We start from the raw sequence: 23,742 nt of genomic DNA on the forward strand, positions 1-23,742 counted from the left end.
GGGGACGCGCCATGCTGGTTTCGGCCCTGGCTGCCTTCATCCATCATCTCGCGGCGTTCGCGATCGCGGCAGCACTGGTCGTCGAACTCGTCACGCTGCGCGGTGAGCTGACCGTCGAACGCGCGCGCCGCCTGGTCAACGTGGACGCGGCCTACGGCATCGCCGCGGTGACGATCATCGTTGTCGGCATCGCGCGCGTGGTCTGGTTCGAGAAAGGCGCCGGCTACTACCTGCATGATGCGCCCTTCGTCGCCAAGATGATCCTGTTCGCCGCGATCGGCCTGCTTTCGATCCGCCCCACCATCACCTTCCTGTCGTGGCGTAGCGCGCTCGCGCAAAACCGCGTGCCCGCGCTTGCGGCGGATGCGCAGCGCCGGCTGCGCTCGATCGTGCATCTCGAACTCGTCCTGCTTGTGCTCGTGATCCTGTGTGCCGCGCTGATGGCCAAGGGCGTCGGCTTCTTCGGAGGATAAAAATGATTCGTGATTCCGCAACCCCGGTCGCGGGGGCTTCGGGCGGCGTGCGTCTGCTGCTGCGCCTCGAGGGACTCGCCGTATTCCTTGTCGCACTCGCCCTGTACCGCCAGACCGAGTACGGCTGGGGCCTGTTCGCACTATGCTTCCTCGCCCCCGATCTGTCCTTCCTCGGCTATCTCGCCGGCGACCGTGTCGGCGCCATCGCCTACAACACGGCGCATTCGTATCTCGGCGCCGTCATCGCCCTCAGCGCGAGTGCCTACCTCGCTGCGCCGCCTTTGTTCGCCGCCGGCCTGATCTGGTGCGCGCACATCGGCTTCGACCGCGCGCTCGGCTACGGACTCAAGTACGCCGCCGGCTTCGGCCACACCCATCTCGGCCGCATCGGCCGTCGCGCCGGAACTACTTCGTCGCCCACCACGGACGCCGCTACATGAATCGCTTTAATCTTTCCGAATGGTCGCTGCGCAACCAGCCGCTGTTGCGCTACTTCATCGTCCTGCTCGCCGCGCTCGGCATCTGGTCGTACATGGGCCTGGGTCAGTCCGAGGATCCGCCGTTCACCTTCAAGGTCATGGTCGTGCAGACGCAGTGGCCGGGCGCGACCGCGGCCGAGGTTACCGAGCAGGTCACCGAGAAAATCGAGAAGAAGCTGCAGGAGCTGCCGCAGGTCGATTATCTGCGCAGTTACTCACGCCCGGGCGAGTCGATGGTCTTCGTGGTGATGAAGGATTCGTTGCCCGCGGACACGGTGCCCGATTTCTTCTACCAGGTACGCAAGAAGATCGGTGACATCCGCTACACGCTGCCGCAGGGCGTGCTCGGCCCGTTCTTCAACGACGAGTTCGGCGACACCTTCGGCAACATCTATGCGCTCAGCGGCGAAGGCTATTCCGACGCGCAGCTGCGCGATTACGGTGAGCGCCTGAAGTTGGAATTGCTGCGCGTACCCGACGTGGCCAAGGTCCAGTTCGTCGGCCTGCAGGACGAGAAAGTCACGATTGAATTGTCCAACGCCAAGCTCGCCACGCTCGGGGTCACGTTCGACCAACTGCAGCAGACACTGGCCGCGCAGAACGCAATCACGCCCGCCGGCAGCTTCGAGACCGGCAGCGACCGCATCTATCTGCGTCCGAGCGGTGCATTCGATTCGGTCGATCAGATTCGCAATATTTCGATTCGCGCGAACGGCAATCTGTTCCGCCTCGGCGACATCGCCAACGTCACGCGTGGCTACGCCGACCCGGCGAATCCGCGCATGCGTTTCATGGGCAAGAATGCACTCGGCCTCGCCGTGTCGATGCGCGCCGGCGGCGACATCATCCATCTCGGCAAGAACCTCGACGAGACGATCGCGCGCTTGCAGCAGACGCTGCCGATCGGCCTCGAGCTCGGGCGCGTCACCGACCAGCCGCGCGCGGTCGCGCGTTCGGTCAGCGAGTTTGTCGATACGCTGGCCATCGCGGTCGTGATCGTGCTGCTCGTCAGCTTCTTCTCGCTCGGCCTGCGCACCGGCCTCGTCGTCGCGCTGTCGATCCCGCTCGTACTCGCGATGACTTTCGCGGCGATGAAGTATTTTGGCATCGACCTGCACAAAATCTCGCTCGGCGCGCTCGTGCTTGCGCTCGGCTTGCTCGTCGACGACGCGATCATCGCGGTCGAGATGATGGCGATCAAGATCGAGCAAGGCTACGACCGCATCCGCGCCGCGGCGTTCGCCTACACCTCGACCGCGTTCCCGATGCTGACCGGCACGCTGGTCACTGCGGCGGGCTTCCTGCCGATCGCAACGGCGAAGTCCGGCACCGGTGAATACACGCGCTCGATCTTCGAAGTCGTGACGATCGCGCTGCTGATCTCCTGGGTCGCGGCGGTGATGCTGATTCCGTATCTCGGCTACAAGCTGCTGCCGGAGCGCGACCAGGCGCCGCTGCCGGCGAACTCATGGCTGAACAAGCTGCCGCCGCGCCTGCGTCGCATCGTCACCGGCGAACATGCGCCGCATGCCGCCCACGATCCGTACGCGACGCCGTTCTACAAGACCTTCCGCGCGCTCGTCGACTGGTGTGTGAGCCGCCGCTGGCTGGTGATCGGTGCAACAGTTGGCGCATTCGTGTTGTCGATCGCCGGCTTCGGCCTCGTCCAGCAGCAGTTCTTTCCGGACTCCACCCGGCCCGAACTCATGGTCGACCTCAAGCTGACCGAAGGCGCCTCGCTCAACGCGACCCAGGAGCAGGTGAAGAAGCTCGAGGCGTGGCTGGCCAAGCGTCCGGAACTCGAAAACTACGTCAGTTTCGTCGGCAGCGGTGCACCGCGTTTCTACCTGCCGCTCGATCAGCAGTTGCCGCAGGCGAGCTTCGCCGAACTCGTGCTGCTGACGCGCTCGCCCGCCGATCGCGAAAAGATCCGCGCTGACCTGATCGAATTGTTCGACAAGGATTTCTCCGAACTGCGCGCGCGCGTCGTGCGCCTCGAGAATGGCCCACCGGTCGGCTACCCGGTGCAGTTCCGCGTCTCCGGCGCGGATATCGCGACGGTGCGCGGACTCGCGCGCAAGGTCGCCGACGTCATGCGCACGAATCCAACCCTGCGCAACGTCAACCTCGACTGGGAGGAGCCCTCCAAGGTGGTCAAGCTCGACATCGACCAGGAGCGCGCACGCGTGCTCGGCGTGTCCTCGCAGGACCTGGCCAACTTCCTGCAGAGCTCGTTGTCCGGCGTGCCGATCACCTACTATCGCGAGCGCGATCAGCTCATCGAAGTCGACCTGCGCGGTCCGACCGACGAGCGCGCGCGCCTTTCCTTGCTCGAAAGCCTCTCCGTGCCGACGCCGTCGGGCAAAAGCGTGCCGCTCAAGCAGATCGCGACCGTGTCGTACGGCTTCGAGGAAGGCATCATCTGGCGCCGCAACCGCCTGCCGACCGTGACGATCCGCGGCGACATCTACGGTGACACCACGGCGCCGACCGTGACCGCGCAGGTGCTGCCGCAGCTCGACACGATCAAGGCGTCGATGCCGGCCGGATATTTGCTCGAGGTCGGCGGCGCGGTCGAGGAATCGGCCAAGGGCCAGAACTCGGTCAATGCCGGCATGCCGCTGTTCCTCATCGTCGTGCTGACCGTGCTGATGATCCAGCTGCGCAGCTTCTCGCGCGTGCTGCTCGTGTTCCTCACCGCGCCGCTCGGTCTGATCGGCGTGACCTTGTTCCTCGTCGTGTTCCGCGTGCCGTTCGGCTTCGTCGCGATGCTCGGTACGATCGCGCTGATGGGTATGATCATGCGTAACTCGGTCATCCTCGTCGACCAGATCGAGCAAGACATCGCGGCAGGACACGAACGCTGGACTGCGATCGTCGATGCGACGGTGCGCCGCTTCCGCCCGATCGTGCTGACCGCGCTCGCCGCAATCCTGGCGATGATCCCGCTGTCGCGCAGCGCGTTCTACGGGCCGATGGCGGTCGCGATCATGGGTGGTCTGCTCGTCGCAACGGCACTGACCCTGCTGTTCCTGCCCGCGCTGTACGCCGCCTGGTTCCGCGTGCGACGCGGCGAGCCTGTCGCGCATCCTGCCAACGATGCCGGCGCCGGAGTGACCATGGCCAGCGCAGGCAGTCATTGAATTTCGTGATATGCGCCCAACCGTCTTGACGCAACAGTTACTGATCGGTAACATACGCGCCGTTACTGATCGGTAACATCGTTTCGGATCAGCGGCTTTGGGTTCGCGTCAGCGACGATGCCGGAACATGCACAAAGGTTTGAATGACTTCCGGCACTTAGGACGCCGCAGCGATCTGCGGCATCGTACGATTGCCGGCGTTCAATCCAGCACTTATGCTTTGATTCTTTTCAAAAAAGCCGGAAACCCATCATGTCACTCAACGTCGAACTCGCGCGCAACAACATGATCGAACAGCAGGTGCGCCCCTGGGACGTGCTCGACGAGCGCGTGCTCGGCGCGCTCAGCGCGGTGCGGCGCGAGGACTTCGTGCCCGAGGCGCTGCAGAGCCTCGCCTTCACCGACATGCAGCTGCCGCTTGGCCATGGCGAGGTCATGCTCAAGCCCGTGCTCGAAGGACGCCTGCTGCAGGCAGCGGCGCCTTTGAGGAGCGAGAGCGTCCTCGAGATCGGCACCGGATCTGGCTTCCTCACCGCTTGTCTCGCCCATCTCGGCGGCAATGTCACCAGCGTGGAATTGCGCGCCGATTTCGTCGAGGCAGCGCGCGCGCGCCTAAAGGCCACCGACGCGCGCAACGTACACATCGAGCATGCCGACGCGGTCAACGATTATGACCCGCGCCAGCAATTCGACGTGATGATTGTCACTGGCGCGGTCGCCGTGCTTCCGCCACGCTGGCGCGAGTGGATCAAGCCAGGCGGTCGCCTCGTCGCGATTGCCGGCATCTCGCCGGTGCAGCAGGCCATCCTGTACACGCGCGACGGGGCCGGCGAGTGGAGCAGCGAGCCGCTGTTCGAGACCGACCTGCCCTATCTCGCCCATGCGGCGCCCGCGCCGCAATTCACGCTTTGAAACACTGGACGCGGACATCCGATTCCCGAAGGAAATCCACAATGCAAAAAAATAAACTTGTCCACAATGCCGCGCGCGATCGCATCAAGCTTGGCGTGCTGGCCGCGGCGCTCGCGGTCGCGGTCCTGTCTTCGCCGCTGCGCGCCGAGGACCTGACCCAAATCTACACGCAGGCGCGCGAAGCCGACCCGACGCTCGCCGCCGCGGACGCGAACCGGCTCGCCACCAAGGAAGGCTCGCCGCAGGCGCGCGCCGCGCTGTTGCCGCAGATCAACGGCAGCTATGGTTATTCCCGCAGCGACACCGGCGGCAACAGCACCGCGCCGGAACTGGTTACTCAGAACGACGGCAGCTCGCAGTACGAAGTTCTCTCGAGCGGCAGCTACCTGCGCAATCGCTCGCGCCCTGCGGCGGTGCAACTGAACCAGGTGCTGTTCAACTGGGCCGACATCACGCGTCTGCGCGGTGCGAACGCGCTCTCCGAAGGCGCCGATTTCACCTACGACGCAGCCTCGCAGGATCTGCTCGTGCGCACCGCGACGGCCTACTTCAACGTGCTCACTGCCGAGGACCAGCTCACCTTCAGCCAAGCAAACGAGAAGTCGCTGCAGAAGCAGCTCGATCAAGCCGACGAGCGCTTCAAGGTCGGCCTCTCGGCGATCACCGACGTGCACGTCGCGCGCGCGCAGCACGACTCTGCCGTGGCCGGGGTCATCGTCGCGCAGAACAACGTCGAGACGCAGCGTGAAGCGCTCGTGCAGATCATCGGCAAGAGCTTCGGTGACCTGAAGAAGCTGCGCGACCCGGTCCCGCTCGACAAGCCGGTGCCGGCAGAGATGCAGGCCTGGGTCGACCTCGCCAGCAAGCAGAATCCGTCGCTCGCATCGGCGCAGAAATCGGTGGACTCGGCCGAATACGGCATCCAGACCGCGCGTTCCGGCCACTATCCGACGTTGAACGCGACGTTGCAGCGCCAAGTTACGCCGGGCTGGGGCAACTCGACTTATTTCGGCCCCAATGGCGCGAGCGAAGGCCCGCTGCACGGCAACAGCGTCACCGGCAACACCGCAATCGGCGTCACCCTGAGCATCCCGATCTTCTCCGGCGGCCTCATCTCCTCGCAGACGCGCCAAGCCGTCTATCAGCGCGACGCGGCGCAGGACCAGCTCGAAATCACCCGCCGCGGCGTTCTGGCGAACACACGTAACGCCTACCGTACGGTGATCTCCGGCATCAGCGAAGTCGAGGCAGCCAAGGCCGCCGTGGTTTCGGCGCAGAGCGCGGTCGACGCGACTCAGGCCGGTTTCGAAGTCGGCACCAAGACCATCCTCGACGTGCTCACCAGTCAGAGCCAGCTCGTCAGCGCGCAGAGCTCCTACTCGCAGGCACGCCACAATTTCGTGCTGAGTGGCCTGTTGCTCAAGCAGGCAGCCGGCTCGATCGCGGTGAAGGACCTCGACGCGGTCAACGCATTGCTGCAGTAACGATCGAACTCGCTGCCTCCGGCCCCGCCGGAGCTGGGTTGCGCAAGGGCACGGCAGACCGTGCCCTTATTTTTTCGCTGCTTCGTCGTCGAGCGCCTTCTCCACGATCGCCAGCGTGCGCAGCACGCTGCCCTGCTCGCGCTCGAATGCCTGTTGTGCGGCTTCGCCAACGCGCTTGCGCAAAGCTCCGTCGGCGAACAGGCGCGTGATCGCGGCGCCGAGCTCATCGCCGTCGAGCACCTGCAGCGAAGCGCCGGCCGCGGTAAGGCTCTGGTTGATCTCGGCGAAATTGAACATGTACGGGCCAATCACGATCGGCACGGCGAGCGCGGCCGCTTCGAGCACGTTGTGTCCGCCGATCGGCACGAGGCTGCCGCCGACGAAAGCGACGTCGGCCGCGGCGTAGTAGTTGAGCAGCTCGCCGAGCGTATCGACGACAAAGCATTGCGTATCGGATTTTGCCACGCCGTCCTCGCTGCGCGTGCGTGTGACGAAACCGAAACTGCGACAGGCCAATGCCACCGGCTTGAAGCGCTCCGGATGGCGCGGCACGAGCAGCATCAGTGCATCGGGAAAGCGGCGCAGCACCTCGGCATGGGCCTTGAGCACGGGCAGTTCCTCGCCGTCGTGCGTGCTTGCCGCGATCCACACCGGACGGCGCGCGCCCCAGGAGTCGCGCATCGCCGCGGCCTCTTCGAGCAGGTGCTTGGGCACGGTCATGTCGTATTTGAGGTTGCCGATCACGCCGAGATGCTCGGCCGGCGCACCGAGTTCGGCGAAGCGCGTTGCGTCGGTGGCCGACTGCGCGGCGATGTAACTGACACCGGCCAGCGCTCGTTTCACCAACGGACGGATCGGCGAGTAACCGCGCAGGCTTTTCTCCGACAGGCGCGCGTTGGCGATGATCAGCGGAATGCCGCGCGCCTCGCACTCGAAGAACAGGTTCGGCCAGATCTCGGTTTCCATGATCAGCGCGACGCGCGGACGAACGCGGTCGAGGAAGCGTGCGATCGAGGTCGGCAGGTCGTAAGGCAGATAGAGGTTGACTACGCGATCGCCATAGACGCGGCGCACGCGCTCGGAGCCGGTCGGCGTCACCGTCGTGATCACGAACTTCATATCCGCGTAACGCGCCATCAGTGCATCGATCAGCGGCAACGCGGCGTTGACCTCGCCCATCGACACGGCATGGATCCAGATGCTTTCCTTCAACTCGATCGTCGAATGACCGAAGCGCTCGCGCCAGCGGTCGAAGTATTCGCGGTAGCGCAGCCCGCGCACCGCGAGCCGGTACAGGATCGCCGGCGTCAGCAGGTACATGGTCAGGGTGTAGAGAAAGCGGCGTAGCGGCACGTGCGAAAGGCGGGATGAAGGATGGCGAAGTATAGCCGCGAGGCGGACGCAGCATGGATTCGGGCAGCGATGCTTCTCGTATACTCCGGGCGATGACGGCAGCGGAAAACCCACAACCCTCTCTGCGCTCCCCGCGCTACTGGCTCTCGTGGCTCGGCGTCGGCGTGATGAAGCTCGTCGCACTGCTGCCGTACCGCACGCTGCATCTGCTCGGCCGTGGGCTCGGCTTGCTGACCCGGCAACTGCCCGGCGCACGCCGCCGCATCGCGCAGCGCAACCTCGAAATCTGCTTTCCCGAGCTCTCCGTGGGCGAACGCGAGCGCCTGCTGCGCGCCACGCTCGCCGATCTCGGCATGATGCTGGTCGAGTTCGCCTTCGCCTGGATGGGCAGCGACCGCGCGCTCGCGCGTTTGCCGTGCGCGATCGAGGGGCTCGAACATCTCGAAGCCTGCCGTGCGCGGGGCCGCGGCGTACTCCTCGTCGGCGCACATTTCTCGCACCTGGAGCTGTGCGCACGCCTGGTCTCGCAACGCATCCGCATCGCCGGCATGTACCGCGTGATGGACAACCCCGTGTTCGAGCATGAAGTGCTGGGCGCGCGCCTGCATTACGCCGAGGCGATGTACACCAAGGACGAGCTGCTCGCGACGGTGAAGTACCTGCGCCGCGGCGGCACGCTCTGGTACGCGCCAGACCAGGACATGCGCGGCAAGGATTCGGTGTTCGTGCCGTTCTTCGGCATCGCTGCGGCGACAATCACAGCGACGCATCATCTCGCGCGCCTGTCCGGCGCCGCGGTGATTCCGTTCTTCCACCGCCGCCTGCCCGATGGCCGCGGCTACGCGCTGCGCCTCGAGGCACCGCTGAAGGATTTCCCGACCGCCGACGCTGTCGCCGACACCGCGCGCGTCAACGCGCAGATCGAGCGCATGGTGCGCGAGGCGCCGGCGCAATACCTCTGGGTGCACAAGCGTTTCAAGTCGCGCCCGCCGGGAGAGCCGCCGCTGTACTGATCCTCGCCCCGGCGGTTTTCCGTCTTGCAGATGATGTGAAAATTGTTTGATGATGCCTGTGCAAGCGGGCGCTGATCGTCCTGGGGTTTGGACTGCACGGGGCGCGACGGGAGACAGACGCGATGACGTTCTTGTGGATGTTGGTGGGCGCCGTGCTCGGCGGCTGGCTCAGCTGGATCGTGTTCGACGAGTCGGTCGGCGCGGTCGGCATGGCCTTCGGCATCGTTTGCGGGCTGTTGTTCGGCCGCCTCGCCAAACTCGGCAAGCGCGTCGGCGCACTCGAGGCGCAACTCAAGGCGCTGGTTTCGGCGCCTGTCGTGCAGCGGCCGGAGGCACCAGTCGTCGTGGCCACACCCTCGGCACAGGCGGCGCCGGTCGAAGCGGTCACACCGCCGTCCGCGGCCACGCCGGCACCCGCTGTTTTCGCCACGACCACCGCCATCGATCCCGGTACGACAACGATCGACTTGCGCGAACCCGTAACCGCGGTTGAAGCTCAGCCGCCGCCACGCATCCCGACTCCACCGCGCGCCGATCCGCCCGCGCTCGCATGGATCAAGCGCTGGCTGACCGAGGGCAATCCGCTGGTCAAGGTGGGCGTCGTCGTCGTGTTCTTCGGCGTCGCCTATTTGTTCAAGTACGCGGCCGACGCAGGCTGGCTGACCGTGCCGGTCGAGTTCCGCTTCCTCGGCGTCGCCGTCGCTGCGCTCGCCGCGCTCGCATTCGCCTGGCGCAAGCGCGAATCGCACCGTGCCTTCGCCCTGAGCCTGCAGGGCGGCGCGATCGGTGTGCTGATCCTGACCATCTTCGCCGCCTACCGGCTCTACGCTCTGCTGCCGCCGACGCTGACCTTCGCCCTGCTCGTCATCGTCGTCGCCGGCGCGGGACTGCTCGCGGTGCTGCAGGATTCGCTGGCGCTCGCCGTGCTTGCGATCGTCGGCGGCTTCCTCGCGCCGATCCTCGCCTCGAACAACAGCGGCAACCATGTCGCCCTGTTCTCGTACTACGCCGTGCTCAACGCGGCGATCTTCGGCATCGCCTGGATCAAGTCATGGCGCGCGCTCAATCTTGTCGGCTTCGTCTTCACCTTCGGTGTCGGCTCGGCCTGGGGCGCGCTCAAGTATCGGCCGGAATTGATCGCCTCGACCGAGCCATTCCTGCTGCTGTTCTTTGCGTTCTACCTGTTGATCCCGGTGCTGCACGCGCGCTTGCACGCGCGGCAGGAAGGCGAGCCAGGATCGAATCGCCTGCAGGCTGTAGTCAGCGGCAGCCTCGTGTTCGGCACGCCACTGGTCGCATTCGCGTTGCAGACGGCGCTGCTCGAAGGCGCGCGTATGCCGCTCGCGTTCAGCGCACTCGGCGCCGCAGCGATCTACGCCGCACTCGCCGCGCTCGAGCTGCGCCGCTGGCACGTGCAATTGCTCGGCGAATCGCATGCGCTGCTCGCGCTCGGCTTCGCCACGATCGCCGTGCCGCTCGCGCTGTCGGCGCAGGCGACCACGTGCACGTTCGCGCTCGAAGGCGCGGCGCTGGTCTGGCTCGGCTTGCGCCAGGCACGGCGCATCCCGCGCTGGATCGGCTACGCGTTGCAGGGCATGGCCGGCGCGATCGCCGGCGATCGTTTCGCCGCCGCCACGGACGCGCTGCCGATCCTCAACGGGACTTTCCTCGGCGCCGCGCTCCTCGCCCTCGCCGGGCTGGCCAGCGCACGCTTGCTGCAACGGCGCGATGCGCGTGCGCCTTTGACCCTGCTGTTCCTCGTCTGGGGCGGGTTCTGGTGGTACCTCGCCGGCGGCAACGAAATCGAACGCTTCGTCGCCCACGCACGGCACTGGGATGCGTGGCTCGCCTTTCTCGCTGTGACCGCGCTGATCTCCACCGAGGCTGCGCGGCGGCTTAGCTGGCGCGAACTGCTGGTTCCGCCGGCGGTCACGATCGCACTCGGACTGCCGTTCGTCGTCCTGACCATGCTCGACGAGCATGGCCCGCTCGAAGGCTGGCACCTCGCCGCCTGGGCACTATGGCTGGCCGCGGCCTGGCGCACGCTGCCGGCGCTCGCCACCGAACAATTGCGGGCCGCTCGCATCCTGAATTTTGTCTATTTGTGGATTTGTATACTTCTGCTTTCGCTCGAACTCGGCCATCTCGGCCACGATCATCTGCACCTGCGCGCGATCTGGTTCGCTTTGACCCTGCTCGTCCCGTTCGCCGCTGCGTACCTGCTCGCGCTGCGCCGCTCGCCGCTCGTGCGCTGGCCGCTCGGCACCGAGGCCGACGCCCTGCGCACACCGCTGCTTGGCAGCCTCGCCGCGGCCATGGGCATCGCCTGGCTCACCGGCCTCGTGCAGGAAGGCGAGCCGACGCCGTTGCCGTATCTGCCCTTGCTCAATCCGCTCGAACTCGCGCAGATCGCCTGGCTCGTGCTGCTCGCACTGTGGTATCGCCAGGCGCAGAGCGAAGGCAAGGTCTGGTTCGACGCCGAACTGCGCGCGCGCGTGCTCGCGGCCGCCGGCCTCGTCCTGCTGACCACGATCACGCTGCGCTGCGTGCATTTCTTCGGCGGCGTGCCGTGGGACGCCGGCATGGCTTCCTCGCCGCTCGCGCAATCGGCGCTGTCTATCGTGTGGACGCTAGCCGGCATCGCCGCGATGCTCGCCGGCAAGCAGCGCGGTTCGCGCGCGGTCTGGTTCGGCGGCGCGGCGCTGATGGCGCTCGTGCTGGTCAAGCTCATGCTGATCGACCGCAACCATCTCAACGACCTTTCTGCCATCCTGGGTGTGCTCGTGGTCGGCGTGCTGCTCGTCGCGGTCGGCTACTTCGCGCCGGTGCCCCCGAAGACGCTCGCGGCGGGAGAGAAGACATGAGGCGCATCGCCGGCTTGACCGCGGCTCTGCTCGCCATCGCTGCCGCCGCGCATGGCGACGAATCGAAACGCTACGCGTATTCCTGGCCGCTGACGCTGGCCGGCGATGGCGCCGCCCGGCAGGTAGAGCTACCGCTTGAGGTCTACCAGACGCTGACCGATGCTCAGCTGCGCGATCTCATCGTAATCGACGAGCAGGGCAATGCCGTGCCGACTGCAGCGCGCACGGCCGACCCCGCGACCGCCGTTTCCGCGCGCACCGAACTGCCCTTGTTTGCGCTGCCCGCCGGCCTGCCGGCGAACCCGGCCGACGGCCCGCTCAACCTGCGCATCGAGCGCGACGCGGACGGGCGTCTGCGCAGCATCGGCGCCGATCTCGGCGCGGCGAATGCGAAGCCGGCGGCGGATTCGCAGGACTACCTGATCGACGCGAGCAAGCTCGATGCACCGATCGACCGCCTGCGCCTCGACTGGGACGAGGCAGCCGGTGCGGTCAACGCGCAATTCGCGCTCGGCGCCAGCGATGATCTGCAGAACTGGCGCAACCTGGTCGCCAGCGCGAACGTGCTCAGCCTCGCACAGGACGGCAATCGCCTCGAACTGCACGAAATCGGCGCGGCCGGCGTGCATGCGAAATATCTGCGCCTGCGGCGCCTCGATCGCGGCGCCGCACTGCCGGGCCTGCGCCTCAGCGTCGTCACCTCGGCGCAGCGCAGCCCGACGCGCGCCGCGCGCGAGTGGCTCGCGCTCACGACCAAGGATCCGGCTGCCTCCGACGCGTCGACGCCGACTGGCGTCGAGTATCGCTACACCCCGCCCGCCGCGTTGCCGGTCGAGGCGATCAAGCTCGATCTCGCCGCCGACAATTCGGTCGCGCGCGTCAGCATCGCCAGCCGCCGCAGCGGCACGCAGGCGTGGACGCCACGCGCCGAGCTCACGGCGTTTCGCCTGCAGCAGGGCGGCGACGCCGTCGTCAACGACGAAACGACGCTGACGGGCGCGGTGCGCGACAATGAATGGCGCGTGCAGTCGGCGACGCCGCTCAATCGCGCACCGACCTTGAATCTTGCATGGCGCCCCGACCGCTTCGTCTTTCTCGGCGATGCCCAGCACCGCTATCGACTCGTCGCCGGCAGCGCCACAGCGCGCCGCGCCGACTACCCGGTCGAAGTCGCGCTTACCCAGCTGCGCGCCAAGCTCGGCGCCGACTGGCAGCCGCCGCTCGCCGCGCTCGGCACGCGCGCAACGCTCGCTGGCGATGCCGCGCTGCAGATACCCGCATCGAAATACGACTGGAAGACGTTCCTGCTCTGGGGAGTGCTAGTGGCCGCTGCTGCGGCGATAGGTTATCTCGCGTTGAGTCTTCTGCGCGGCCAGAAGACGTAGATACACGATGGTTGCGATCATTCGCTCGTGGCGACGGTGGGAACCATCCATCAGCGCGCGCGCGGCTTGGCACGCGCGGTCGGCGTCGCCGTCCACGGATCGTCGGGCCAGGGATGCTTGGGGTAGCGACCCTTGAGTTCCTTCTTCACCTCGGGATAGGTGCGCTCCCAGAATCCCTTCAGATCCTGGGTGACCTGGATCGGACGTTGCGCCGGCGAGAGCAAATGCAGGGTCACGCCGACGCGGTCACGCGCGATGCGCGGGGTGTCGGCAAGGCCGAACAGTTCCTGCAGCTTGACCGCGAGCACCGGCGGCTTGCCCGGCTCGTAGTGCAACGTGCGCTCATTGCCGCTCGGCACGCGTATCGTTTCGGGGGCGTATTCGTCGAGCACGCGACGCTGCGCGTAGTCGAGCCTGCCCGCAAGCGCCTCACCGAGCGACTGCGCACTCAGCGAATCGAGTTTGGTCTTGCCGGCGAGCGCGGGCGCGAGCCAGTCGTCGAGCGTGGCGAGCAGCGTGACGTCAGACAAGTCCGGCAATTCCAGTTCGGGACAGGCTTCGCGCAGGAAGGCGACGCGCGAGCGCAGCGCACGCGCATGGTCGCTCCACGGCAACGAGTCGAGGCCGGTCTCGCGCACGGCGGCGAGCAATGCGGGCAGCGCATCGTCGGCCTTGGCCGGCACGCTGCGACGCTCGAGCACGAGCCCGGCGAAACGATATTCCTCGAACGCCTCGACGCTGCGCGTATCGCGATTCCAGCGCACGACGCGTTCGCGCTTGAGGCGATCGGCGAAATCACGTTCGAGCAGATCGGGATCGAATGGCGCCGCAGCGAGAACGAGGCTGTCGCGCTCGTCCATGCGCAGGTCGACGACGACGAGCCAGGGTTCGCCGTAGAGGGCCGAATTCTGATGCAGGCTTGCGCCGCGACCGTTGCTCAGCGCATAGCGGCGTGGGTTGCTCGTGTCCTGGCGCGCGATGCGGTCGGGAAACGCGTGCGCGAGCACGTCGCCGATGGCGGTAAGGCTCGTCGCCCGCACGGGTGCGGGATCGCGCACGCCGAAGCGCCGGCGCCACGCCTCGGCTGCCTGCGCGATCGTCGCGAGCAAGCCTGCATCGGCGCCGAGCTCGCGCGCGGCGCGGCCGCCTGCATTGCGGTACGCCACGTATGCGGCATGGCGCGCGCGGAAATCGTCGTTGCGTGCGCCTTCACCGCGCAGCGGATTGCGCGCCTCGATCAACGCGAGCAGATCGCAGGCCAGCGTGCGCTGGTCGCGTGGTGCGCGCAACACGGCCGCGGACAGGCGCGGCGTGGCGCCGCCCGCGAGCATCGCCCGACCGAGTTCGGTGAGGCTCGCGTCGGCGTTCGGCGATGTCGTCGCGCCGAGCAGGTGCAGCAGATCGCGCGCACTGGCGAGCGCACCGGGCGGCGGCGCATCGAACCAGCGCAGATCGCTCGCGCCCCAGGCGGCGAGTTCGAGGGCGAGACCGGAAAGCTCCACCTGCGCAATCTCGGCGCGGCGCGACGGCTCGAGGCGCCGGCTCTGTGGCCATAGCCGGTAGGCCACGCCCTCGGCGACGCGCCCGCCGCGGCCGGCGCGCTGGTCGGCCGAGGCCTGCGAGATGGTTATCGTTTCCAGGCGCGTGAAGCCCGAATTCGGATCGTAGTACGGCTCACGCGCAAGGCCCGTGTCGATCACCGCGCGGATGCCCGGCAGGGTAACGCTCGACTCGGCCACGTTGGTCGCAAGCACGATGCGCCGCGTGCCAGCGCGTGCGGGGGCGAGCGCGGCGTGCTGATCGGCGAGCGAGAGTTCGCCGTGCAGCGGCACCAGTGCGAGCTCCTGACCGTTCGGTGCGCTCAACGCAGCGAGCGCCTGCTGCGCGCGTTCGATCTCGCGCCGCCCGGGCAGGAAGACCAGCGCATCGCCCTCGGTCTCGGCCAGCGCCCGTTCGACGACGCGGCGCAGGTGGAACGGCCAGTCCTCGTTCTGCTTGGCCGGCGGATAGTCGATGCGCACCGGGAAGCTGCGCCCCACGCTGGTCAGACGCGGCGCGTCGAACCAGCGCGCGATGCGCTCACCGTCGAGTGTCGCCGACATGATGACGAGGCGCAGGTCGGGGCGCAGCGAAGCCTGAACTTCGAGCGCGAGCGCGGCACCGAAATCGCCGTTGAGATGGCGCTCGTGGAATTCGTCGAACAGGATCGCGCCGACCTCGGCGAGTTCCGGATCGCTCTGGATCATGCGCGTGAGGATGCCTTCGGTGACGACCTCGATGCGCGTGCGCGTCGAAACTTTCGTCTCGAAACGGATGCGATAGCCGACCGTCTCGCCGACGTCTTCGCCGAGCTGCGCGGCCATGAATTCGGCCGCGGCACGCGCCGCAATGCGACGCGGTTCGAGCATGACGATCTTGCGCCCGGCCAACCACGTCGCATCGAGCAGCGCGAGCGGCACCTGCGTCGTCTTGCCGGCGCCGGGCGGCGCTTCGAGCACGAGGCGCGGCTGCGCATCGAGCTGCGCGCGCAGCTCGGGCAGGATTTCCGCGATCGGGAATGTCGTGCTTTTCGCCACGCGAATGTCTGCGTCAGGCCGCAAGCAGCGACGCCAGGCGCAATCGCGCGATTTCGTGCACCTGATCCAGGCAGGTGGCGAATTCGCGCGCGGCATCGTCGCCCGCAGCACGGCCGCGCAGTTCGGCGAGGATGCCCGACTTGGTGTGATGGCGTACGGCGATGATGAACGGAAATCCGAACTTCTCGCGGTAGCGGCGATTGAGTTCGGCCAGCTCCACTTTCTCGGCCTCGCTCAGATTGACCAGGCCCGCACCTTTTTGCTCTTCGCTCGAATGCGCGGTCAGCGTGCCGCTCGCCGCTTCCTTGCCGGCCAGCTCGGGATGCGCACGCAGCAACGCGAGCTGGCGTTCGCGCGCGGCCTGCGCCACGGCCTCGCGCAACGCCGCGATGAGCGCATCGACATCGGCGAACGGCGCGCGCACATGCGCGGCGGCGGCGATCCACGGCGAGTGCTCGTAGATGCCGGCCAGCGCCTCGGTGAATTCCGCGGCAGACAAGTGGTTGAGTTCGTTCAAATTCATCGTTGCGTGTATTGTGCCTGCCGATATCCGGGCATTTTGTTGGCGCCGCGGGTTTTCTACAATCGGTGGCACCTCGAAAAACCGTAGCGACGACAAGAATTTGTGCGACACCGGAGCGCAGGAACCGGAGCATACAAATAGTATGTGAGGATTCCGAGCACCGCCGGCGCGCAACATCGAGCGCAGTAGGTTTTTCGAAGTGCCCAGTTTCGAACCGAACAAGGAATGGGGTATGGCAACGTCATCCAGCGAAAGCGCACCGATCGCGGCAGCCGCCGTCGAACTGCCCGACTGGGCGCGGCGCGCGACCAATCTGGCCAATCCGCGCATCGGCGCGGCAGCGATCGCGGCATCGGATGAGTTCTTCGCGCCGCTGGCGCGCATGCTCGATCCGGCTCCCGCCGTGTTCGTGCCGGGCAAATACGACGCCAACGGCAAATGGATGGACGGTTGGGAGACGCGGCGCAAGCGCAGCGCGGGCCATGACTGGGCGATCGTCAAGCTCGGCCGGCGCGGGCGCATCGCCGGCTTCGACATCGACACGAGCCATTTCACCGGCAACTACGCGCCGGCCATCTCTATTGAAGGCACGTTGATCGAGGGCACGCTCGCGGGAAGCGACGATCCCGAAGCCCTGCAGCGCGTGACGTGGACGCCGGTGCTAGCCGCGACGTCGCTGAGCGGCAACAGCCACCATCTCGTCGAGGCGGCCAGCGACGGCGTCTTCTCGCATCTGCGCGTGCACATCTATCCCGACGGCGGCGTCGCGCGGCTGCGCGTATACGGTCACGTGGTCGGTGCATTCGACACCGCCGATGCGAACGCGTTGCACGACCTGATCGCGCTCGAAAACGGCGGCCGCGCCGTGGCCTGGAACGACGCGCACTTCGGCGCTGCGGCGAACCTGCTGCTGCCCGGCCGCGGCCTCGACATGGGCGACGGTTGGGAAACGCGGCGCCGGCGCGAGCCGGGCAACGATTGGTGCCTGATCGCGCTGGGCGCGCCCGGCGTGGTCGAGAAGATCGACATCGACACCGCGCATTTCAAGGGCAACTATCCGGACCGCTGCTCGCTTCAGGCGGCGCATGTCGAGGGCGGCACCGATCAATCGCTGATCACGCAGAGCATGTTCTGGCCGGTGTTGTTGCCGGAGCAGAAGCTGTCGATGGATGCCGAGCACCACTTTGCGAAGGAGATCGCCGCGCTCGGGCCGATCACGCACGTGCGCCTCAACATCTTCCCCGACGGCGGCGTGTCGCGGCTGCGCCTGTGGGGGCGACTGGCCAAGTGAGCACGCGCATCGCCAAGATCGAAGCGTTGACGCGCGATGCTTTCGCGCCGTTCGGCGACGTCATCGAGGCGAGCGATGCCGTGCGCCATTTCCCGATCAACGGCGGCACGACCGAGCGTTATCACGACCTGGCCAACGTCGAAGTCGATGCTGCGGGCCGCGCGATCGTCAGCATCTTCCGCGCGCAGCCGCGCATGCTGCCGTTCGCGATCACGATGCTCGAGCGCCACCCGCTTGGCAGCCAGGCGTTCATGCCGCTGCACGCGCGGCCGTATCTCGTCGCCGTCGCACCGCGCGGAGAAACCTTCGGCGCGAACGACGTGCGCGTGTTCCTCGCGCGCGGCGACCAGGGCGTCAACTACGCCGCGGGCGTCTGGCACCATCCACTGCTCGCGCTCGGCGCGATCTGCGATTTCCTCATCGTCGATCGCGCCGGGCCCGGCGCGAACTGCGACGAGCGCGATCTGCCCGAGCCGCTGACGATTCCGTCGCCAATGTAGCTGTAACTATGCGGCGAACGGATGCGTCGCGATCCAGTGCCGCGCGATATCGACGCGACGGCAAACCCACACCTTGTCGTGCGCAAGCACGTAGTCGAGGAAGCGTTCGAGCGCGGCCACGCGCGCAGGCCGGCCGACCAGGCGCGCATGCAGGCCGATCGAGAGCATCTTCGGCGCGTCGAGGCCGTCCGGATCGCCTTCGCGATACAGGACGTCGAAGGCATCTTTCAGATAGTCGAAGAACTGCGTGCCCGAGTTGAAGCCTTGCTGTGCAGCGAAGCGCATGTCGTTCGTGTCGAGCGTGTACGGCACGATCAGCTGTGGCACGCGCCCAGGTACACCGTCGCGCACGATGTCGACTTGCGCCCAGTAGGGCAAATCATCGGCGTAGGAATCGGCGTCATAGAGATAACCGCCCTGTTCTGCGACGAGACGCCGCGTGTTGGGCGAATCGCGCCCGGTGTACCAGCCGAACGGCGCGTGGCCGCAGAGTTCGGCGAGGATCGCCGTTGCCTGCGCAATGTGCGCGCGCTCGGTCGCCTCGTCGAGGTTCTGATAACTGATCCAGCGCAGGCCGTGGCTGGCGATCTCGTGGCCGAGTTCCTGGTACGCCGCGAGCAGCTCGGGCTTACGCCGCAAAGCCATCGCCGCGGCGAACACAGTCAGCGTCAGCTTGCGCGTGGCGAACGCGCGCAGCACACGCCATACACCCGCACGCGAACCGTATTCGTAAAGCGATTCCATGCTCATATGTCGCGCCGGGAACGCCTGCGCGCCGATGATCTCCGACAGGAAGGTTTCCGACGCCGCATCGCCGTGCAGCACGCTGTTTTCTGCACCCTCTTCGTCGTTTAGCACGAACTGCAGCGCGAGGCGCGCGCCGCCCGGCCAGCGCGGATGCGGCGGCGTGCGCCCGTAGCCGATCAAGTCGCGCGGATAGGCAGAGTTGGGGTTGGCGGCAGCGTTCATTTCGCCGCATGATCGCACAATGCGACCCCTGCTTCGTATCTTCACGATGGCCATCCTCGCGACCCTGACTTCGGCCTGCTCGACTCTGCGCTACGTCGCCCATGTCGCGCATGGGCAGGCGCAGCTCGTGAGCGGACGCGAACCGATCGCGAAAGTGATCGCCGACCCCGCGACCGACGCGAAACTCGCAGCGCGCCTGCGTATCGCGCAGGAAGCGCGTGGTTTCGCCTCGGCGCGTCTGCATCTGCCCGACAACCACAGCTATACGAGCTATGTCGATCTGAAGCGACCTTACGTGGTGTGGAACGTATTCGCCGCGCCGCGCTACTCGGTCGATCCGATCCTGCATTGTTTTCCGATCGCCGGCTGCGTGCCGTACCGCGGCTGGTTCGACGAGGCGCTCGCGAAAGCAGAGGCTGCGAAACTCGAGGCGCGCGGCGACGACGTCTACGTCGGCGGCGTGACGGCGTACTCGACGCTGGGCTGGTTCGCCGATCCGATCACCTCGACGATGCTGCGCTGGGACGACGACGAGTTGATCGGCACGATCTTTCACGAACTCGCGCACCAGCAGCTCTACGTGAAGGACGACACGGCATTCAACGAATCCTTCGCGACGTTCGTCCAGGACGAGGGCCTGCGCGAGTGGCGCACGTCGCGTGGAGAAAGCGTGCACGAAGAGCGCGATCGCAATGCAGGCGACGAATTCGTGCAGCTCGTGCTCGATCTGCGCGAGCGCCTGCGCAAACTGTATGCAGGCGAGCTCAGCCAGGCCGCGATGGAGGCGGCCAAGCAGAACGAGATCGCGGAATTCCGCCGGCGCTACGCCGAGTGGCGCGATACGCACTTCCCAGGCGACCATCGCTACGACGCGCTCGTCGCCAAACCGATCAACAACGCCACTCTGCTCCCGTTCGGCCTCTACGACGGTTGGACGCCGGCGTTCGCCGCACTGTTCGCGCAGTCGGCAGGTGACTGGAGCGCGTTCTACATACGTGTCGGCGAGCTGGCTCGCGTGGGCAAGGCTGCGCGCGAGGAACGGCTGCGAGCGCTGGCCGCGACGGCCGCCCAGCCGGTTCCGCCGTCTAGACGTCCAAATTCGTGACGCTTGCAACGCAGAGAAGGGGGTCTGCTAGAATCTGGCCATGCGCACGCTGCCGCTATCGCCGCTCCTTCTTTGGCTCGACCTTACCCTCGGCCGGGATCCGCTACGCGTGCTTTGAACTCTCCCTGATCCCGGCCATCGACCAGACCTTCACGGAAGGTCGGCAGGAGAGACGCGCGCCGTCGAATTTTCTCCCCGCAACATCCATGGCCGAATCATGATTCCCAATCCGCATACCAAATACCGCCCCTTTCCCACGGTCGACTTGCCCGACCGGCAATGGCCTTCGCGTCGCCTCACTGCCGCGCCGATCTGGCTTTCGACCGACCTGCGCGACGGTAACCAGGCGCTGTTCGATCCGATGAACAAGGCGAAGAAGCTGCGCCTGTTCGACGAGCTCGTGCGCGTCGGCTTCAAGGAAATCGAACTCGGCTTCCCGGCCGCATCGCAGATCGACTTGGACGTGATCCGGCATCTGATCGAGAACGATCTGATTCCCGACGACGTCACGCCGATGGTACTGACCCAGGCGCGACCGGAACTGATCGAGCGCACGATCGAGTCCGTGCGCGGCGCGAAACGCGCGATCGTCCACGTCTACAACGCGACCGCGCCGCTGTGGCGCCGCGTGGTGTTCAACATGAGCGTCGAGGAGGTGCTCAAGCTCGTCGATACCCAGGTCACGCTGATCAAGCGCTTGACCGACGCGCGGCCCGGCACCGACTGGCGCCTGCAGTATTCGCCGGAAACGTTCTCGATGACCGAGCTCGAAGTCTCACTCGCCGCGTGTAATGCGGCGACGCGCGCGTGGGACGCGGGTCCCGACCGGCCGATCATCCATAACCTGCCGACCACGGTCGAGGTGGCGACGCCGAATGTCTTCGCCGACCAGGTCGAATGGATGCACCGCCATCTCGAGCGGCGTGAGCACGTGGTGCTCTCGGTGCATTCGCACAACGACCGCGGCACCGGCGTCGCCTGCGCGGAACTGGCGATGCTGGCCGGTGCGCAGCGTGTCGAAGGCTGCCTGTTCGGCAACGGCGAACGCAGCGGCAACGTCGACATCGTCACGCTCGCGCTGAACCTGTACACCGAAGGCGTGCATCCCGGCCTCGACTTTTCCGACATCAACTCGACCGCGCGCATCGCCGAAGAATGCACGCAGCTGCCGATCCATCCGCGTCATCCCTACGTAGGCGATCTGGTCTTCACCTCGTTCTCGGGCTCGCACCAGGACGCGATCAAGAAGGGTTTCGCCGCGCGCCGCGAAGGCGATTTCTGGGAAATGCCGTACCTGCCGATCGATCCTGCCGACGTCGGTCGCAGCTACGAGAGCATCGTTCGCGTGAACAGCCAGTCGGGCAAAGGCGGCATCGCCTACCTGCTCGAACGCGACCACGGCATCGTCCTGCCGCGGCGCATGCAGATCGAGTTCTCCTCGATCGTGCAGCGGCACGCCGACGCGAGCGAAGCGGAGATCACCAGCCCGGAACTGTGGAAATTGTTCGAGCGCACCTATCTGACTTGCGCGAACGACACGAACGGATTCGTCTACCGCGCGCACAACGCGCGCGCGACGGACGCGGGCCACGCGATCGATCTCGACGTCGCCGTCGACGGCCGACCGCACACGCTGCGTGGCCAGGGCGCCAGCGTGGTCGATGCGACGGCGCAGGCACTGCCGATGACGCTGCGCATCGACAGCCACGAACAGCTTGGCGCCACGAACGGCGACGCAGTCGTCATCGTCGAGGCCGCGCACGCGGATGCGCCAGGCGCGCGCTTCGGCGTCGGTCGCCATGTCGATCGCGACACGGCCGCCATTCTCGCCGTGCTCAACGCGGCCGCGCGGCTCGCGGCGAAGCCGGCGGCCTAGCGTGGGTCGGGTATCATCCCTGCCTTGCGATTCGTGCGAGGCAGGGATGGATCGATGACCAAACTTCTCATCCTCAGCGTCAGTGCCGGCAACGGCCATGTGCGCGCCGCGCAGGCGCTCGAAGCGAGCGCGCGTGAGCTGCCCGAGGCACCCGAGGTCACTCATCTCGACGCGATGGATTTCGTCGCCACGGGCTTCCGCAAGATGTACACCGACGGCTACATCCGCCTGATCAACGAGCACCCGGGCATCTGGGAACACCTGCATCATCTGTCCGACACGACGCCGCATAGCGCCGCCTCGCAACGGCTGCGCCGCGGCGTCGAACGCCTGTCGAGCGGTGCGCTGCGGCGCGAGGTGCGCAAGCGCAAGCCTGACGCGGTGATCTGCACACATTTCCTGCCCGCCGAACTGCTCAAGCGCGAAGCCGAGCAAGGCCATCTGCACTGCCCGATCTGGCTGCAGGTGACCGACTACGATCTGCACAACATGTGGCTGGTGCCTGATATGGCCGGCTATTTCGCGGCGACCGACGAGGTCGCGTTTCGCATGCGCGCGCGCGGGCTGCGCGCGGAGCGCCTGCACGTCACCGGCATTCCGGTGATGCCGGCGTTCTCGCGGCCCGACGCGGCCGAACTCGATCGCGAGCGCTGCGCGCGCGAACTTGAGCTCGATCCGGCGCGGCGCGTGATCCTCATCGTCGCGGGCGGCGCCGGCGTCGGCAACCTGTCCTCGCTCGTACAACGCGTTCTTGGCCTCGCCGGCGATTTCCAGATCATCGCCGTCGCCGGGCGCAATGCCGAGGCGAAGCAGAAACTCGACGTGCTGGCCGCGCAGCAGCCGCAACGCCTGCTCGCAGTCGGCTTCACCGACAAGATGCACAAGCTCATGGCGGCCAGCGATCTCGTCGTGACCAAGCCCGGCGGCCTGACCGTCTCGGAATGCCTCGCGCTGGGCCGACCGATGCTGCTGATCTCGCCGATCCCGGGACAGGAGGAGCACAACGCCGGCTATCTGATGGAGGAAGGCGCGGCCCGGCTCGCCTACGACACGTTCGGCGTCGAGTACAAGATCGCACGCCTGATGGCGGAACCTGCGACGCTCGCCGCGATGGCGATACGCAGTCGAGCGCTGGGTAAGCCACAAGCAGCGCAGGATGTGCTGCGGCTCGTGCTCTGATCCCGCGAAGCTGGAATTTCGGAATGATTGAATCTGTCGAATCGGGCACATCAACAAGCACTCGCCTCGGCTGGCCACGCACCCTCGCCTACATCGCCTGGGTGCTGCTGATGGCCTGCTTCTTCGCCGAAGTCGAAATCCAGATCGAAGGCGCTTCCGGCTGGGCAGCGAAGCTGCCGACCTGGCGCATCGAGTCGCACTGGCTGCTCGACATCTTCTGGGGCGGGCGACCGATGACGGGCTATCACGCCTGGGTGTTCAGTTTTATGGCGCTCGCCTTTTTTGCGCCGCTCGTATTTTTCGCGCAGTACACCTGGCGCGCGGCGGCGCAGGCACTGGCCGGCGTGATGCTGTTCTGGATGGTCGAGGATCTGGCCTGGTTCATGTTCAACCCGGCCTTCGGCTGGAGCCGGTTCGCGCCGGAATACGTGCCCTGGCACAAGCATTGGCTGCTTGGCGCTCCTGCCGACTATTGGCTCGGGATCGGCGGTGCGACGCTGATTTTCTTCATAATCAATCGAGGCCGAATGTGACGTTTTGCCAAAATCACTGTTCAACGATGGGTTATACATTCTGGCGATAAGTCCAACGGCGATCGCATGAGCACCACGCCGCGA

The 23,742-nt window shown here is 66.5% G+C and carries 18 protein-coding genes; 14 read left to right on the plus strand and 4 right to left on the minus strand.

The features are described 5' to 3' along the window. The first annotated feature begins 11 nt into the window (after nucleotides 1-11). From F455_RS0102390 to F455_RS0102410, 5 genes are all read left to right on the plus strand, one after another. A complete protein-coding gene (locus F455_RS0102390) occupies nucleotides 12-473 on the plus strand; it encodes a DUF2214 family protein (RefSeq protein WP_018971659.1) in 462 nt (153 codons plus the stop codon). A 2-nt stretch (nucleotides 474-475) separates the two neighbouring features. Continuing rightward, nucleotides 476-913 carry a DUF4260 domain-containing protein gene (locus F455_RS19485; protein WP_051084111.1) on the plus strand — a complete coding sequence of 146 codons (438 nt, stop codon included), beginning with the start codon at nucleotides 476-478 and terminating at the stop codon, nucleotides 911-913. Next, nucleotides 910-4,095, plus strand: coding sequence for an efflux RND transporter permease subunit (locus F455_RS0102400; RefSeq protein WP_018971661.1), 3,186 nt, complete (start codon nucleotides 910-912; stop codon nucleotides 4,093-4,095). The genes F455_RS19485 and F455_RS0102400 overlap by 4 nt, the downstream gene beginning before the upstream one ends. Nucleotides 4,096-4,347: 252 nt before the next feature. Continuing rightward, complete coding sequence (locus F455_RS0102405; protein WP_018971662.1) at nucleotides 4,348-5,007, plus strand: protein-L-isoaspartate O-methyltransferase family protein; 660 nt, start codon at nucleotides 4,348-4,350, stop codon at nucleotides 5,005-5,007. 41 nt (nucleotides 5,008-5,048) lie between these two features. Next, complete coding sequence (locus tag F455_RS0102410; protein ID WP_018971663.1) at nucleotides 5,049-6,491, plus strand: TolC family outer membrane protein; 1,443 nt, start codon at nucleotides 5,049-5,051, stop codon at nucleotides 6,489-6,491. A gap of 66 nt (nucleotides 6,492-6,557) precedes the next feature. Here the strand turns inward: F455_RS0102410 and waaA are convergent, their stop codons facing one another. Next, a complete protein-coding gene (gene waaA / locus F455_RS0102415; protein ID WP_026292997.1) occupies nucleotides 6,558-7,844 on the minus strand; it encodes a lipid IV(A) 3-deoxy-D-manno-octulosonic acid transferase in 1,287 nt (428 codons plus the stop codon). 92 nt (nucleotides 7,845-7,936) lie between these two features. On the opposite strand from waaA, the gene lpxL reads away from it, so the two are divergent. The 3 genes from lpxL to F455_RS0102430 all read left to right on the plus strand — a co-directional run bounded on the left by lpxL (nucleotide 7,937) and on the right by F455_RS0102430 (nucleotide 13,106). After that, nucleotides 7,937-8,857: an LpxL/LpxP family Kdo(2)-lipid IV(A) lauroyl/palmitoleoyl acyltransferase gene (lpxL, locus tag F455_RS0102420; RefSeq protein ID WP_018971665.1), complete on the plus strand. Its 921-nt coding sequence runs from the start codon at nucleotides 7,937-7,939 to the stop codon at nucleotides 8,855-8,857. 122 nt (nucleotides 8,858-8,979) lie between these two features. Beyond that, the gene (locus tag F455_RS0102425) at nucleotides 8,980-11,721 is read left to right on the plus strand and encodes a DUF2339 domain-containing protein (protein ID WP_018971666.1); all 2,742 of its coding nucleotides are present in this window, start codon (nucleotides 8,980-8,982) and stop codon (nucleotides 11,719-11,721) included. Beyond that, nucleotides 11,718-13,106 carry a DUF3999 domain-containing protein gene (locus F455_RS0102430; protein WP_018971667.1) on the plus strand — a complete coding sequence of 463 codons (1,389 nt, stop codon included), beginning with the start codon at nucleotides 11,718-11,720 and terminating at the stop codon, nucleotides 13,104-13,106. The genes F455_RS0102425 and F455_RS0102430 overlap by 4 nt, the downstream gene beginning before the upstream one ends. 50 nt (nucleotides 13,107-13,156) lie before the next feature. On the opposite strand, the gene hrpB is transcribed toward F455_RS0102430, so the two are convergent. Next, nucleotides 13,157-15,682 (minus strand): ATP-dependent helicase HrpB, encoded by a 2,526-nt coding sequence (hrpB, locus tag F455_RS0102435; RefSeq protein WP_018971668.1) that lies wholly within the window; start codon nucleotides 15,680-15,682, stop codon nucleotides 13,157-13,159. Between the two features lie 13 nt (nucleotides 15,683-15,695). Then, on the minus strand, nucleotides 15,696-16,205 hold the full coding sequence (gene uraD / locus F455_RS0102440; RefSeq protein WP_018971669.1) for a 2-oxo-4-hydroxy-4-carboxy-5-ureidoimidazoline decarboxylase: 510 nt from the start codon (nucleotides 16,203-16,205) through the stop codon (nucleotides 15,696-15,698). A 232-nt stretch (nucleotides 16,206-16,437) separates the two neighbouring features. On the opposite strand from uraD, the gene alc reads away from it, so the two are divergent. Together alc and F455_RS0102450 are read left to right on the plus strand one after the other, a co-directional pair. Continuing rightward, nucleotides 16,438-17,496, plus strand: a complete 1,059-nt coding sequence (alc, locus tag F455_RS0102445) for an allantoicase (protein ID WP_020684037.1) — start codon at nucleotides 16,438-16,440, stop codon at nucleotides 17,494-17,496. Beyond that, a complete protein-coding gene (locus tag F455_RS0102450; RefSeq protein WP_033409117.1) occupies nucleotides 17,493-17,996 on the plus strand; it encodes an ureidoglycolate lyase in 504 nt (167 codons plus the stop codon). Before alc ends, F455_RS0102450 begins: the two co-directional genes overlap by 4 nt. Nucleotides 17,997-18,002: 6 nt before the next feature. On the opposite strand, the gene puuE is transcribed toward F455_RS0102450, so the two are convergent. Beyond that, entirely contained in the window at nucleotides 18,003-18,965 is a 963-nt protein-coding gene (puuE, locus tag F455_RS0102455) for an allantoinase PuuE (protein ID WP_018971672.1), read from the minus strand. 19 nt (nucleotides 18,966-18,984) lie between these two features. On the opposite strand from puuE, the gene F455_RS19490 reads away from it, so the two are divergent. The 4 genes from F455_RS19490 to F455_RS0102475 all read left to right on the plus strand — a co-directional run bounded on the left by F455_RS19490 (nucleotide 18,985) and on the right by F455_RS0102475 (nucleotide 23,658). Continuing rightward, a complete protein-coding gene (locus F455_RS19490) occupies nucleotides 18,985-20,070 on the plus strand; it encodes an aminopeptidase (protein WP_051084113.1) in 1,086 nt (361 codons plus the stop codon). A 217-nt stretch (nucleotides 20,071-20,287) separates the two neighbouring features. After that, a complete protein-coding gene (locus F455_RS0102465) occupies nucleotides 20,288-21,946 on the plus strand; it encodes a 2-isopropylmalate synthase (RefSeq protein ID WP_018971674.1) in 1,659 nt (552 codons plus the stop codon). Between the two features lie 54 nt (nucleotides 21,947-22,000). After that, entirely contained in the window at nucleotides 22,001-23,125 is a 1,125-nt protein-coding gene (locus tag F455_RS0102470) for an MGDG synthase family glycosyltransferase (protein ID WP_018971675.1), read from the plus strand. 23 nt (nucleotides 23,126-23,148) lie between these two features. After that, on the plus strand, nucleotides 23,149-23,658 hold the full coding sequence (locus F455_RS0102475; RefSeq protein ID WP_018971676.1) for a hypothetical protein: 510 nt from the start codon (nucleotides 23,149-23,151) through the stop codon (nucleotides 23,656-23,658). Nucleotides 23,659-23,742: the final 84 nt, after the last annotated feature.

The sequence above is a fragment of the Rudaea cellulosilytica DSM 22992 genome, from assembly GCF_000378125.1.
Taxonomy (GTDB): domain Bacteria; phylum Pseudomonadota; class Gammaproteobacteria; order Xanthomonadales; family Rhodanobacteraceae; genus Rudaea; species Rudaea cellulosilytica.

Bases quoted from the DNA above. Each gene is read 5' to 3' on its own strand.
- lpxL (WP_018971665.1), top strand. From the start codon at position 7,937: ATGACGGCAGCGGAAAACCCACAACCCTCTCTGCGCTCCCCGCGCTAC.
- F455_RS0102465 (WP_018971674.1), top strand. From the start codon at position 20,288: ATGATTCCCAATCCGCATACCAAATACCGCCCCTTTCCCACGGTCGAC.
- F455_RS0102405 (WP_018971662.1), top strand. From the start codon at position 4,348: ATGTCACTCAACGTCGAACTCGCGCGCAACAACATGATCGAACAGCAG.
- F455_RS0102470 (WP_018971675.1), top strand. From the start codon at position 22,001: ATGACCAAACTTCTCATCCTCAGCGTCAGTGCCGGCAACGGCCATGTG.
- F455_RS0102400 (WP_018971661.1), top strand. From the start codon at position 910: ATGAATCGCTTTAATCTTTCCGAATGGTCGCTGCGCAACCAGCCGCTG.
- puuE (WP_018971672.1), bottom strand. From the start codon at position 18,965: ATGAACGCTGCCGCCAACCCCAACTCTGCCTATCCGCGCGACTTGATC.
- F455_RS0102425 (WP_018971666.1), top strand. From the start codon at position 8,980: ATGACGTTCTTGTGGATGTTGGTGGGCGCCGTGCTCGGCGGCTGGCTC.
- F455_RS0102475 (WP_018971676.1), top strand. From the start codon at position 23,149: ATGATTGAATCTGTCGAATCGGGCACATCAACAAGCACTCGCCTCGGC.
- F455_RS19490 (WP_051084113.1), top strand. From the start codon at position 18,985: ATGCGACCCCTGCTTCGTATCTTCACGATGGCCATCCTCGCGACCCTG.
- uraD (WP_018971669.1), bottom strand. From the start codon at position 16,205: ATGAATTTGAACGAACTCAACCACTTGTCTGCCGCGGAATTCACCGAG.
- alc (WP_020684037.1), top strand. From the start codon at position 16,438: ATGGCAACGTCATCCAGCGAAAGCGCACCGATCGCGGCAGCCGCCGTC.
- F455_RS0102410 (WP_018971663.1), top strand. From the start codon at position 5,049: ATGCAAAAAAATAAACTTGTCCACAATGCCGCGCGCGATCGCATCAAG.
- F455_RS0102390 (WP_018971659.1), top strand. From the start codon at position 12: ATGCTGGTTTCGGCCCTGGCTGCCTTCATCCATCATCTCGCGGCGTTC.
- F455_RS0102430 (WP_018971667.1), top strand. From the start codon at position 11,718: ATGAGGCGCATCGCCGGCTTGACCGCGGCTCTGCTCGCCATCGCTGCC.
- F455_RS19485 (WP_051084111.1), top strand. From the start codon at position 476: ATGATTCGTGATTCCGCAACCCCGGTCGCGGGGGCTTCGGGCGGCGTG.